Source organism: Micromonospora sp. I033, assembly GCF_053890995.1.
The window spans coordinates 1-11,498 of record NZ_JBSSLX010000185.1 but is presented as its reverse complement, the minus strand read 5'-3'; the positions used below and the strand labels follow the sequence as shown (position 1 = coordinate 11,498).

The following is an 11,498-nucleotide window of genomic DNA, read 5'->3' as shown; positions in this document are numbered from 1 at the left end:
TGCGGGAACTGCTCCGGGCCGGCCCCGGCGCGCTGGACCTGGCGGCGGTGGATCCCCGGTCGACCCCGGGGCTGCCCGCGGCGGCGGGGCGCGGCAAGGGGCGCAAGGAGTGGGCGCGCGGGCAGGTCGACCTGATCGGCGGGGAGCTCGGCCGGCAGCAGGAGATGCTGTACGCGTCCGCGAAGGGCGCCGCCGGCCCGGGAAGCGCGACCAGCGCCCCCACCCAGGCCGGCGCCCACCTGGCCGGGGACCGGCCGCGCCGGGTGCTGCTGGTGCTCCAGGCCATGGACTGCGGCGGCAAGGACGGCACGGTCAAGCGGGTGGCCGGCGCCATGAACCCGCTGGGCCTGCACATCCGCTCCTTCGGCCCGCCGACCGAGGAGGAGCGGCGGCACGACTTCCTCTGGCGGATCCGCCGGGCCCTCCCGCCCCCCGGCTACGTGGGCGTCTTCAACCGCTCGCACTACGAGGACGTGCTGATCGCCCGGGTCGAGGGCCTGGTGAACGAGGACACCTGGCGGGGCCGCTACGACCTGATCAACGACTTCGAGCGGGAACTGGCCGGCAACGCGGTCACCGTGGTGAAGGTCATGCTGCACATCTCGCACGCCGAGCAGGGCGAGCGGCTGATGGAGCGGCTCACCGATCCGACGAAGCACTGGAAGTACAACCCGAGCGACCTGGACACCCGGGCACGTTGGGACGACTACCAGGCGGCGTACGCGGAGGCGATCGAGCGGTGCGGCCCGGACGACGCGCCCTGGTTCGTGGTGCCGGCGGACCGGAAGTGGTACCGCGACTGGGCGGTGGCGCACCTGCTCCGGGAGACGTTCGACGGGTTGGATCTGGGGTATCCGCCTGCCGATTTCGACCTCGCGCGGGAGCGGGACCGGCTGCGGAGCGAGGGCGGGGCGGGGCAAGGTGAACGGCAGGTGAACGAGCGGTGAATCGGGCCTGACCAGGGGTGGGCCGGCGATTGCCCGGTTCCACCGGGTACCTAGCATGCGCAGAGCAGACGCCCTCCGGGGCGACGGCCACCCTTCCACCGACACGACGAGGTCCGTGCTGTGAAGTTTTCCTTCCGTCCCACCGAGGGCGCCTTCTACGAGCTCTTCACCAGGGCCGCGCAGAACCTGGTGAAGGGGACCGAGCTGCTCAACGAGCTGGCCCTGCCGGGCGTCGAGGTCCAGTCGGTGAGCGAGCGGCTCACCGAGGTCGAGCACGACAGCGACCAGATCACCCACGAGCTCTACAAGAAGATCAACTCCACCTTCATCACCCCGTTCGACCGGGAGGACATCTACCGTCTGGGCTCGCTGCTCGACGACGTGATGGACCACCTGGAGGCGGTCGGCAACCTGCTCTACCTCTACGGTCTGACCAAGCTGCCGTCGCTGCCGCGCGAGATGCACGAGCTGGTGAACGTCCTCGACCAGCAGGCCAAGCTCACCGCCGAGGCGATGCCCCGGCTGAAGTCGATGAAGGATCTCGAGGACTACTGGATCGAGTGCAACCGCCTCGAGAACGACGGTGACCAGGCGTACCGGATGCTGCTGGTCCGCCTCTTCAGCGGTGAGTACGACGCGCTCACGGTGCTGAAGATGAAGGAGGTGGCCGACGAGCTGGAGGCCGCCTGCGACGCCTTCGAGCACGTCGCCAACACCGTCGAGACCATCGCGGTCAAGGAGTCCTGATCCCGTGACCCCCGAACTCATCGCCGTGCTGGCGGTGATCGTGGTCGCCATGGCGTTCGACTACACGAACGGCTTCCATGACGCGGCGAACGCGATCGCCACCAGCGTGTCCACCCGGGCGCTGACACCCCGGGTCGCCCTCGCGCTGGCCGCCGTCGGCAACTTCGTCGGCGCGCACTTCGGCGCCGGGGTGGCCAAGACGGTCGGCGACGGCCTGGTCACCCTGCCCACCGGGGTGGCCAGCCTGGGGGTGGTCTTCGCCGGCGTGCTCGGCGCGATCGCCTGGAACCTGATCACCTGGTACTTCGGCCTGCCGTCGTCCTCCTCGCACGCCCTCTTCGGCGGCCTGGTCGGGGCGACCCTCTTCGCCGCCGACGGCGTCGTGCAGTGGGGCAACATCGTCGAGAAGGTCCTCATCCCGATGGTCCTCTCGCCGGTGGTCGGCCTGCTGCTCGGCTTCGTGGTGATGCTGGGCATCCTGTGGCTGTTCCGGAAGGGCCAGCCCGGCAAGCTCAACCGGGGCTTCCGGGTGGCGCAGACCCTGTCCGCCGCCGCCATGTCCGTGGGTCACGGCATGCAGGACGCCGCCAAGACCATGGGCATCATCGTGCTGGCCCTCTACACCGGCGGTTTCCAGGAGTCCAAGACCCACATCCCCGGCTGGGTCTTCTGGACCTCGGCGGCCATGCTGGCGGCCGGCACCTACGCGGGCGGCTGGCGCATCATCCGGACCCTGGGCCGGAAGATCATCGACCTGGGCCCGGCGGAGGGCTTCGCGGCCGAGACGGTCGCCAGCGCGGTGCTCTACTTCAACGCCCTGGTGCTGAAGGCCCCGATCTCCACCACCCACACGATCACCTCGGCGATCATGGGTGTCGGCGCGACCAAGCGGCTCTCCGCGGTCCGCTGGAACGTGGCCGGCAACATCGTGATCGCCTGGATCATCACGTTCCCGGCCGCCGCGGCCATCGCCTGCCTGGCGTACCTGCTGGTCCGCCCGCTCTTCTGAGCACCTGACGTCGAGGGGTCCCCCGCCGTGGCGGGGGACCCCTCACGCGTAGTCGACGCCGATCCGGCCCCGGATGTCGTCGAGCAGGCCCATCACCTCAAGGGTGGCGGAGTGCGGCACCAGCGGGCTCTCGGTCAGCCCGGCGGCCAGGCAGCGCTGCACCTCGATCGCCTCGTACTGGTAGCCGCCGCCGGTCAGGTCGGCCGGGATGGTCTCCGGCTCCGCGCCGGCCCGGTGCAGCACCGCGGCGCCCGGCCGGTAGAACGGCTCCGGCAGGTCGATCCGCCCGGTGGTGCCGGTGATCGCGGCGGTGATCGCGGTGGCCCCGACCATCCCGCAGCTCAGCGTCGCCACCGCCCCGGAATCCCAGCCCAGGACCATGCCGGTGTTCTCGTCGACCTTCTCCGGGCCCAGCTTCGCCCAGGCCTGCACGTGCTCGGGCACGCCGAGCAGCAGGTGGGCCAGGCTCAGCGGGTAGACACCGAGGTCGAGCAGGGCGCCGCCGCCCAGCGTCCGGGCCCGCATCCGGTGCTCCGGCGGGAACGGGCCGGCCGCCCCGAAGTCAGCCCGGACGTGGGTCACCTCGCCGATCGCGCCGTCCCGGATCAGCTCCAGCACCCGCAGGACCAGCGGGTTCGTCCGCATCCACATGGCCTCCATGAGGAAGAGACCGCGGGCGCGGGCCGTCTCGACCAGCTCCGTGGTGGTGGCCAGGTCGAGCGTGCAGGGCTTCTCCACCAGCACGGCCTTGTCGCCGGCCAGGCAGGCGAGGGCCGCCTCGTGGTGCGCGGCGTGCGGGGTGGCGACGTAGATGACGTCCACGTCCGGGTCCGCGGCCAGGTCCGCCCAGGAGGCGTACGCCCGGGGCACGCCGTGCCGCTGGGCGAACAGTTCGGCGCTCTCCCGGGTGCGCGAGCCGACCGCCACCAGCTCGGCCCCCGGCGCCAGCCGCAGGTCCTCGGCGAAACGGGCGGCGATGTGTCCGGTGGCCAGGATTCCCCAACGCGTCATGCCGGCACGCTATCCCGGACCGTCGCGCGGCCGGGACGAAGATCCACGCGTCGGGAAAAGCTCAGTGCGGTGCGTCGGCGACAGCTGCTCTGGCGGCGCGCTCGATCGTCGCGCGCCGGGCCGCCCAGGTCGCCCTGTCGGGTTCCAGGTGCGCGTACTCGGCGGAGAATCCGGTGGAGCCGTCGAGTTGTTCGCGCAGGATGTCGGCGTGTCCGCCGTGCCGGCTGGTCTCGGTGAGCACGTGCACCAGGATGTTGAACAGCTTCACGTCCGGGCGCGGCCACCAGGGCACCTGGCCGGGCGAGTCGATGGCGAGGGCGCCGATCGTCGCGTCCGAGTGCTCCCACACCCGCCGGTAGCGGTCGATGATCTCCGTGCGCGTCTCGTGCTCGCTCGCCCACATGTCGGTGCCGTCGTCGTCGGCGTCCCAGCGGGGCAGGGGCTCGGGGGACGGCCGGTCGAAGACCTCGCCGAAGTACCTGGCCTCCATGATCGACAGGTGCTTGACCAGGCCGAGAAGGTTGGTCCCCGTGGGGGTGAGGGGGCGGCGTACGTCGTACTCGGACAAGCCGTCGAGCTTCCACAGCATCGTTTCGCGGATCTGACGCAGGTCGCTGTGCAGGTACTCCTTCGCGAACTCATCGATCATGGGCCAGGACTGTGCCATGCGGCGTCAACGAGCGCAGCCCCGGAGCCGGCGTCCCGCCGCCGGACGCATGATCTCGTCGGGAACTAGGCTCGGGGCATGACGATCGACGGCTTCGCCGCGCCCCCCGCCCTGGTGGAGCACGCCCGCCGGTTCCGTGCCGAGGGCGGCGTGCCGGCCGTGCCCCGGGTCGCCGCCACCGTGCTGCTGCTCCGCCCGGCCGGCGGCGACTTCGAGGTGTACCTGATCCGCCGGGTGGCCGCCATGGCCTTCGGCGGCATGTACGCCTTCCCCGGCGGCGGCGTGGACCGCTCCGACTCGCAGGCCCACCTGGACTGGGCCGGCCCGACGCCGGCCGGCTGGGGTGAGCGGCTCCGCCTCGACCCGGCCGCCGCGCAGGCGGTGGTCTGCGCCGCCGCCCGGGAGGTCTTCGAGGAGGCGGGCGTGCTGCTGGCCGGCCCGGACACCGGGACCGTGGTGGGCGACGTGAGCGGGGACGACTGGGAGGCGGCCCGGCAGGACCTGGTGGCCCGGCGGGCCGGCTTCGCCGACCTGCTGGCCGCGCGGGGCCTCACGCTCCGGTCCGACCTGCTGCTGCCGTGGAGCCGGTGGATCACCCCGGAGTTCGAACCGCGCCGCTTCGACACGTACTTCTTCGTCGCCCTGCTGCCCGAGGGGCAGCGGACCCGGGACGTCTCCGGCGAGGCCGACCACACGGTGTGGCTGCGCCCGGCGGACGCCCTGGCCCGGGCGGAGGCGGGCGAGCTGACCATGCTGCCGCCCACCCTGGTCACCCTCGGCGAGGTCGCCGCCGCCGGCGACCTGGCCGGCGTGGCCCGCGCGGCGGCGGAACGCGACCCCGGCACCCCGGTCACCCCGCACCTCGACCTGTCCGACGCCGACGGGCCCCGCTTCCGCCTCACCTGAACTCCACCTCGCCGCGTTGGCGGCACAGGCCGCCGTTGGCCGGTACGCGGACACGCCGAGGGCCCCGGTCGGGATCGACAGGGGCCCTCGCGGACCGGGACGGCAGCGGCTCAGCCGAAGCGGCCGGTGATGTAGTCCTCGGTCTTCTTCTGGCTCGGGTTGCTGAAGATCTTCTGGGTGTTGTCGTACTCGATCAGCCGGCCCGGGTCGCCGGTCTTCTCGATGGAGAAGAAGGCGGTCCGGTCCGACACCCGGGCGGCCTGCTGCATGTTGTGGGTGACGATGATGATGGTGAACTTGTCCTTGAGCTGGAACATCAGGTCCTCGATGGCCAGCGTGGAGATCGGGTCCAGCGCCGAGCAGGGCTCGTCCATGAGCACCACCTGCGGCTCGACCGCGATGGTCCGGGCGATGCAGAGCCGCTGCTGCTGACCGCCGGAGAGGCCGGCGCCCGGCTTGCCGAGCCGGTCCTTCACCTCGTCCCAGAGGTTCGCCGAGCGGAGCGCCTTCTCGGCCGCCTCCTCCAGGATCGACTTGCGCCGCACCCCGTTGAGCCGCAGGCCGGCCACCACGTTCTCGAAGATGCTCATGGTGGGGAACGGGTTCGGCCGCTGGAAGACCATGCCGATCATCCGGCGGACCGCGGTGACGTCCACGTCCCGGTCGTAGATGTCCTGGTTGTCGATGGTCAGGCTGCCCTCGACCCGGGCCCCCGGGAGCACCTCGTGCATCCGGTTGATCGACCGCAGGAAGGTGGACTTGCCGCAGCCGGACGGCCCGATCAGGGCGGTGACGGTCTTCGGCTCGACGGTCAGGCTGATGTTCTCGATCGCCTTGAACCCGCCGTAGTAGGCGGTGACGTCGGTGGCTTCGATGCGCTTGGCCATGGTGGTGGTACCTCCGGGGTTCATCGGCCGAGCCGGTTGCGGCGGGCCAGCAACTTCGCCGCGACGGTCAGGATGAGGACGAGGGCGACCAGGGTCAGCGCCGCGGTCCACGCCCGCGCCGGCGAGTACTTCGAGGCCTCGCCGGCCTGCTGGTAGACGAAGAGAGCCAGCGACGACTGGTTGTTCTCGAACGGGTTGAAGTTGATCGCGGCGCCGCCGCCGGCCACGAGCAGCACCGGCGCGGTCTCGCCGGCCGCCCGCGCGACGGCGAGCATGATGCCGGTGACGATGCCGGGCAGCGCGGTCGGCAGCACGACCCGCAGGATGGTCTTCCACTTCGGCACGCCGAGGGCGTACGCGCCCTCGCGCAGCGGGGCCGGCACGAGGCGGAGCATCTCCTCGGTGGAGCGGACCACGGTCGGCAGCATCAGCACGCTCAGCGCCAGCGCGGCGGCGAAGCCGGAGAAGCCCGGCCGGCCGTCGTTGAACCACGGCGAGACGACGAGCACCCAGAAGGCCAGCACGAACAGGCCGGTCACGATCGACGGGATGCCGGTCATCACGTCCACGAAGAAGCGGATCGTGAAGGCGAACCGGCCCCGGCCGTACTCGACCACGTAGATCGCGCAGAGCACGCCGAGCGGGACGGTGATCAGCGTGGCGATGCCGACCTGCTCCAGGGTGCCCACGATGGCGTGGTAGGCGCCGCCGTTGGCGTCCCGGGCCCCGATGTTGTTCATCGAGGTGCCGAAGAAGTTACCGTCCAGCCGCTCGGAGCCCTTGCTGACCAGCGTCCAGACCACCGAGGCCAGCGGCAGCACCGCCAGCACGAAGGCGGAGTGGATGAGCGCGCTCCAGGTGCGGTTGCGGGCGGCCCGGCGGCCCTCCACCGCGTTCGCGGCGGCGTAGAGGCCGGCCAGGTAGAGCAGCGCGCCGACGACCACGACCAGGACCGGGCCGCCGATGCCGGCGCCGTACACGACGCCCGCCGCGGCCAGCAGGGCCCCGACGGCGATGACGGGCGCGGCGTACGCCGGGAGTCGCCGGGCCCGCAGCGTGACCGGCTGGGCCGGCGGCTGCGGGCGGTGGGAGGTGACGGTGGTGGTCATGCTGGGCTTCCTTCAGTTCGCGACTGCGGGGCTCGCAACCCCGGCTCACTCCTCGCGCTCACGCCGCAGACTCCGTGAACTCGCGGCGGCGGTAGATGATCGCCCGCGCGGTGATGTTGACGATCAGCGTGATCGCGAAGAGCACCAGGCCGGAGGCGATCAGCGCGCCCCGGCCGGTGTCGTTCGCCTCGGCGAACCGGTTCGCGATGTTCGCGGCGATCGAGTTGCCGCCGCTCTGGAGGATGTTGAACGAGATCGCGTAGGTGGAGCCGAGGGTCAGCGCCAGGGCGATGGTCTCGCCGAGCGCCCGGCCCAGGCCCAGCATCACCGCGGCGATCACGCCCGGCCGGCCGTAGGGCAGGACGGCGGTGCGGACCATCTCCCAACGGGTGGCGCCCAGTGCGAGGGCGGCCTCCTCGTTGGCGGTCGGGGTCTGCCGGAACACCTCGCGGGAGAGCGAGGTGACGATCGGCAGCACCATGATGGCCAGCACCACCGAACCGAGCAGGATCGAGTTGCCGTACGGGCCGTCGCCGAAGATCGGGATCCAGCCGAAGTACGTGTGCAGCCAGGCCGACAGGTCGGCGACCGGCTGGGCGAAGTAGTCCCGGCCCCAGAGCCCGAAGACCACGCTGGGCACGGCGGCCAGCAGGTCGATCAGGAAGCCGAGGGCGTTGCCCAGCCGGCGCGGGGCGTAGTGCGACAGGTAGAGGGCGATGCCCAGCGCCACCGGCACCGCCATGAGCAGGGCGAGCAGCGCGGTGAGCACGGTGCCGAAGGCGAGCGCGCCGATGCCGAACTTCGGCGGGTCGTCGTTCGGGAACCAGCCCTCGAAGGTCCAGAAGGACTCGGTGTTGTCCCGCAGGGCCGGCACGGCCTTGGCGATCAGGAAGATCGCGATGGCGGCGATGACCACCAGGACGGTCGTGCCGGCGGCCAGGGTCAGGCCACGGAACGCCCGTTCCGCGCCGAAGGCCCGGGCCCGGGGCAGCCCGCCGCCGCCACCCAGACCGTTGTCGGGCATGCCAGGGATGCCGGAGGGCTCGGCCACACGCGCCGAGGCACCGGCGGGCCGGTCGTGGCTCGTTGCCACGCGGGTCCCGCCGGTGCCGGCGTGCGCCGAGCGGTGAGGGGTGTCACCCATCTGCTCGCTCGCTTCGGGGTAGTGGAGGTGTGTCGGTCAGCGGGTCAGGAGAGGCTCTTGACGGCGGTCTCGACCTTGGCGCGGACCGAGTCGGGCAGCGGGGCGTAGCCCAGCTCGACCAGGTCCTGCTGGCCCTCGGCGCTGGCGGCGTGGCTCAGCAGGCCCTTGACCAGCGGCAGCTTGTCGGCCGCGAGGCCCTTGCTGCAGACGATCTCGTAGGTCACCAGGACGATCGGGTACGCCCCGGCCTCCGTGGTCTTGTAGTCGATCGACATCTTGAGGTCGTTGCCCTGGCCCTCGATCTTGGCCCCGGCGATGGTCTTGCCGGCCGACTCGGCGGTCAGCTCGGTGAACTCACCGGCGCCGTTCTTGACCTTGGCCTTCTTCAGGCCACCGTTCTCGGCGTACGACCACTCGACGTAGCTGATGGTGCCGTCGGTGCTCTTCACCTTGCTGGCCACACCGTCGGACTTGGCCGCGCCGACGCCGCCGGGGGCCTTCCAGGCCTTGGCGTTGCCGAAGGTCCAGTCGGACTCGGCGGTCTTGGACAGGTACTTGGTGAAGTTGTCGGTGGTGCCCGACTCGTCGGAGCGGTGCACCGCCTGGATCGCGGTGGACGGCAGCTTCGCGTCCGGGTTGTCGGCCTTGATGGCCGGGTCGTCCCACTTGGTCACCTTGCCGGCGAAGACCTTCGCCAGGGTGGCCGGGGTGAGCTGGAGGTTGTCCACGCCGCTGACGTTGTAGACGATCGCTACCGGGCCGATGACCATCGGCAGGTTGAGCGCCTGGCCGCCGCTGCACTTGGCGTCCGCCTGCGGCTGCTCCTCCGGCTTGAGCGCGGAGTCGGAGCCGGCGAAGTCGGCGGTGCCGGCGATGAAGGCCTGGATGCCGGCGCCCGAGCCGGTGGGCTCGTAGTTGATCGTGGTGCCGGCGCACTTCTGCTGGTACGCCTTGATCCACTCGGACATGGCGTTCTTCTGCGCGGAGGAGCCCTGCGCGTTCAGCGTGCCCTTGCCGCAGTCGGCCGCGGCGGCGGAGCCGGAGGCGGAGGTGCCGGTCGACTCGTTGTTGTCCGAGCCGCAGGCGCTGAGACCGAGCACCGCGGTAAGAGCGAGGCAGGCGATGGCGCCGTGCCGCTGGAGCTTCACCTGAGGGGTTTCCCTTCACGTCTTTGGTCAGGTCGCCCGGTCTCCCGGGTGCCGGCGCTGACCGGCTGACACGAAAGGTAGAAGTGCCAGGTAGACGGTTCGCCGGTCGGAAGTGAACGGAAGATGAACAGGCACGGCCGACCGGGTGGCCGTAGCCTGAGGGTCCGTTGTCCATTTCGTGAACTCGCGGGCCACTATCGCTAATAGTACGATTTTTCCGGGCACCCGTTACCCGGCCGAGTCCATCGCGTGACCCGGCCGTGACCGATGTGCGGGCGAAGAGGAGGCGTCAGCCGAGCTGGTAGTTGACGTGCGCCGACCAGCGGGCGAAGCCCAGCCGCTCGTAGAGCGCCACCGCGCCGGTGTTGGACTCGTCCACGTAGAGCATCACGCGGTCCAGCCCGCGCCGGTCCCGCAGGTAGGCCAGGCCGGCGGTGGTGAGAGCCCGGCCGAGCCCGCCGCGGTGCGCGGACGGGTCCACGCCGAGCACGTAGACCTCGCCGATCCGGGCCGAGCCGGGGCGCTCGTGCACCTTGGTCCAGTGGAAGCCGAGCAGCCGGCCGGTGGCCGTGTCCTCCGCGAGCAGGAAGCCGGCCGGGTCGAACCACGGCTCGGTGAGGCGTAGCCGCAGGTCCGCCTGGGTCCACCGGCCCTGCTCGGGGTGCTGGGCGAAGGCGGCGCTGTTGACCGCCAGCCAGGCGTCGTCGTCCTCGCCGGGGCGGAACGCGCGCAGCCGCACGCCCTCGGGCAGGGCGGGCTCGGGCAGCGCGGCGGCCAGCGGGCGACGCAGCTGCCAGAGCACCCGGGCGCGCGTGAAGCCCAGGTCGACCGCGAGTGCGGCGGCCGACGGGTGGTCACCGTGTGCCCAGGCCCGCAGCGGTCCGGCGGCGGCGGCCAGCACGCCCCGGGCGAGGGCCCGGCCGGTGCCGCGCCGCCGGTGCGCCGGATGCACCACCAGCTCCACGCCGATCCCGTCCGCCGGGTCGGTGGTGTCGAGGTGGGCGTACCCGGTCAGGGTGTTGTCGGCGGCCCGGGCGGTGAGGTGCACGGCGGGCGCCTGCGGGTCGCGCAGCCGGAGCAGCACGTGCTCGTCGAGCGGGTCCGCGCCGTCCGCGTCGCCGGCGGCGCGGGCCAGCGCCAGCACCTCGGCGACCTCGACCGGCGCCAGCCGGTCGGCGCGGGCGACACGGTCGGCGGTCGGCGCGGTGCTGCTCATCCCGCCACCGTAGCGGCCGGCGAGCCGCCGATCATGCCGGACGCGGGCACCGGACGGTGGCGGTGGTCACGTGGTGCCGGTGGGCAGCGCCTCCAGCTGGAACCGGCTCAGCAGCTGGGGGAGCAACGCCTGCAACGCCTCGACCGTGCCGGAGCGGTCGCCGCCCGCGTCGTGCAGGAGCACGATCGAGCCCGGCGCGGTCTGCGCCATGACCGTCTCGGTGATCCGCCAGGCGCCGGGCGCCTGCCAGTCCGTCGGGTCCACCGCCCAGTGCAGCGGCGTCATGCCCAGCTCCTCGCTGACCGACACCACCGGGTACGTCCAGGCGCCGCCCGGCTGCCGGAAGTACGCGATCCGCGCCCCGGGCGCCGCCGCCCGGATCGCGTCGTTGGTGCGGAGCAGGTCGTCCCGGATCGCGTCGGGGGAGCGCCGGCCGAGGGTGATGTCGTGGTTCCAGGAGTGGTTGCAGAGGGTGTGCCCGTCCGCCGCGATCGACCGGACCAGGTCCGGGTGGGTCTCCACGTTCTCGCCGACCACGCAGAAGGTGGCCTTCACGCCGTACTCCTTCAGCAGGGCGAGCACCTGCGGGGTCCACTGCGGGTCGGGCCCGTCGTCGAAGGTCAGCGCGATCCGGGCCGAGCCGGTGGAGACCAGCGCGCCGTACGGGCCCTCGCTGCCGTCGGTCCCGTGGGACTGGCCGGGCCCGC

The 11,498-nt window shown here is 72.0% G+C and carries 12 protein-coding genes; 4 read left to right on the top strand and 8 right to left on the bottom strand.

What is annotated here, in order from left to right:
* From ACW0Q9_RS24185 to ACW0Q9_RS24175, 3 genes are all read left to right on the top strand, one after another.
* A partial coding sequence (locus ACW0Q9_RS24185; RefSeq protein WP_456184993.1) for a PPK2 family polyphosphate kinase occupies nucleotides 1-947 on the top strand: 947 nt, incomplete at its 5' end.
* A 120-nt stretch (nucleotides 948-1,067) separates the two neighbouring features.
* Nucleotides 1,068-1,694 (top strand): DUF47 domain-containing protein, encoded by a 627-nt coding sequence (locus ACW0Q9_RS24180; protein WP_091267422.1) that lies wholly within the window; start codon nucleotides 1,068-1,070, stop codon nucleotides 1,692-1,694.
* A gap of 4 nt (nucleotides 1,695-1,698) precedes the next feature.
* A complete protein-coding gene (locus ACW0Q9_RS24175; RefSeq protein ID WP_456184990.1) occupies nucleotides 1,699-2,703 on the top strand; it encodes an anion permease in 1,005 nt (334 codons plus the stop codon).
* A gap of 42 nt (nucleotides 2,704-2,745) precedes the next feature.
* On the opposite strand, the gene ACW0Q9_RS24170 is transcribed toward ACW0Q9_RS24175, so the two are convergent.
* Together ACW0Q9_RS24170 and ACW0Q9_RS24165 are read right to left on the bottom strand one after the other, a co-directional pair.
* Complete coding sequence (locus tag ACW0Q9_RS24170) at nucleotides 2,746-3,714, bottom strand: Gfo/Idh/MocA family protein (RefSeq protein WP_456184988.1); 969 nt, start codon at nucleotides 3,712-3,714, stop codon at nucleotides 2,746-2,748.
* Between the two features lie 61 nt (nucleotides 3,715-3,775).
* A complete protein-coding gene (locus tag ACW0Q9_RS24165; RefSeq protein WP_456184986.1) occupies nucleotides 3,776-4,363 on the bottom strand; it encodes a DinB family protein in 588 nt (195 codons plus the stop codon).
* A 96-nt stretch (nucleotides 4,364-4,459) separates the two neighbouring features.
* Here ACW0Q9_RS24165 and ACW0Q9_RS24160 point away from each other — a divergent pair, with 96 nt between their 5' ends.
* Entirely contained in the window at nucleotides 4,460-5,287 is an 828-nt protein-coding gene (locus ACW0Q9_RS24160) for an NUDIX hydrolase (protein WP_456184984.1), read from the top strand.
* Nucleotides 5,288-5,397: 110 nt separating this feature from the next.
* Here the strand turns inward: ACW0Q9_RS24160 and pstB are convergent, their stop codons facing one another.
* The 6 genes from pstB to ACW0Q9_RS24130 form a co-directional block, all read right to left on the bottom strand.
* Entirely contained in the window at nucleotides 5,398-6,174 is a 777-nt protein-coding gene (gene pstB / locus ACW0Q9_RS24155; RefSeq protein ID WP_091317434.1) for a phosphate ABC transporter ATP-binding protein PstB, read from the bottom strand.
* Nucleotides 6,175-6,194: 20 nt separating this feature from the next.
* Nucleotides 6,195-7,283, bottom strand: a complete 1,089-nt coding sequence (gene pstA / locus ACW0Q9_RS24150) for a phosphate ABC transporter permease PstA (RefSeq protein WP_456184982.1) — start codon at nucleotides 7,281-7,283, stop codon at nucleotides 6,195-6,197.
* 58 nt (nucleotides 7,284-7,341) lie between these two features.
* The gene (pstC, locus tag ACW0Q9_RS24145) at nucleotides 7,342-8,427 is read right to left on the bottom strand and encodes a phosphate ABC transporter permease subunit PstC (RefSeq protein ID WP_456184980.1); all 1,086 of its coding nucleotides are present in this window, start codon (nucleotides 8,425-8,427) and stop codon (nucleotides 7,342-7,344) included.
* Nucleotides 8,428-8,471: 44 nt separating this feature from the next.
* Nucleotides 8,472-9,575, bottom strand: coding sequence for a phosphate ABC transporter substrate-binding protein PstS (gene pstS, locus ACW0Q9_RS24140; RefSeq protein ID WP_456184978.1), 1,104 nt, complete (start codon nucleotides 9,573-9,575; stop codon nucleotides 8,472-8,474).
* Between the two features lie 289 nt (nucleotides 9,576-9,864).
* Nucleotides 9,865-10,791 (bottom strand): mycothiol synthase, encoded by a 927-nt coding sequence (gene mshD / locus ACW0Q9_RS24135; protein ID WP_456184976.1) that lies wholly within the window; start codon nucleotides 10,789-10,791, stop codon nucleotides 9,865-9,867.
* Between the two features lie 66 nt (nucleotides 10,792-10,857).
* The coding region (locus tag ACW0Q9_RS24130) for a polysaccharide deacetylase family protein (protein WP_456184974.1) at nucleotides 10,858-11,498 on the bottom strand (641 nt) is incomplete at its 5' end.

Coding starts and splice junctions, on each gene's coding strand:
- pstC (WP_456184980.1), bottom strand. CDS start 8,427: ATGGGTGACACCCCTCACCGCTCGGCGCACGCCGGCACCGGCGGGACC.
- ACW0Q9_RS24170 (WP_456184988.1), bottom strand. CDS start 3,714: ATGACGCGTTGGGGAATCCTGGCCACCGGACACATCGCCGCCCGTTTC.
- pstB (WP_091317434.1), bottom strand. CDS start 6,174: ATGGCCAAGCGCATCGAAGCCACCGACGTCACCGCCTACTACGGCGGG.
- mshD (WP_456184976.1), bottom strand. CDS start 10,791: ATGAGCAGCACCGCGCCGACCGCCGACCGTGTCGCCCGCGCCGACCGG.
- ACW0Q9_RS24165 (WP_456184986.1), bottom strand. CDS start 4,363: ATGATCGATGAGTTCGCGAAGGAGTACCTGCACAGCGACCTGCGTCAG.
- pstA (WP_456184982.1), bottom strand. CDS start 7,283: ATGACCACCACCGTCACCTCCCACCGCCCGCAGCCGCCGGCCCAGCCG.
- ACW0Q9_RS24160 (WP_456184984.1), top strand. CDS start 4,460: ATGACGATCGACGGCTTCGCCGCGCCCCCCGCCCTGGTGGAGCACGCC.